This window comes from Streptococcus sp. DD04 (assembly GCF_001578725.1).
GTDB classification, from domain to species: Bacteria; Bacillota; Bacilli; order Lactobacillales; family Streptococcaceae; genus Streptococcus; species Streptococcus sinensis.
Genome location: NZ_KQ969010.1, coordinates 1 through 387 on the forward strand (window position 1 = coordinate 1; position 387 = coordinate 387).

At 37.7% G+C, this 387-nt stretch carries 1 protein-coding gene; it reads right to left on the minus strand.

The genetic code is table 11. The features are described 5' to 3' along the window. Window positions 1-106 precede the first annotated feature (106 nt). The gene (locus tag STRDD04_RS10290) at window positions 107-337 is read right to left on the minus strand and encodes a DUF2969 domain-containing protein (protein WP_062201992.1); all 231 of its coding nucleotides are present in this window, start codon (window positions 335-337) and stop codon (window positions 107-109) included. Between the last annotated feature and the right edge of the window lie 50 nt (window positions 338-387).

A 387-nucleotide genomic window follows, 5' to 3' on the forward strand; every position in this document is an offset into this window, starting at 1 on the left:
CGAACCCGAAGGAGCGGATTTACAGTCCGCCGCGTTTAGCCTCTTCGCTATCTCTCCGCAATCAACGACAATTATTATATCATTGATATCATGAAAATGCAAGCCCTTATTTACCTAAATTGTAGATTTCAATCAAACTTTCCACTCCTTTTTCAAGCTTTTTATAAAAACTTTCAACATTTCCATTTTTTACAACTGCAAATTGGCCATCAAACTCCGCAATCTCACCAATTATCTTTTTTCCAATGGAGAGGGTGTAGCCATCAAATTGATCGGCGCCGACCGTTACCTTGCTATCTGCAATCTGAATCTCAATTTTTTTATCTTTTTTACTCATTCTTCTACCTCTTTCAAGTCTCTATTTTACACGAAAATAGCTAAGCTGGC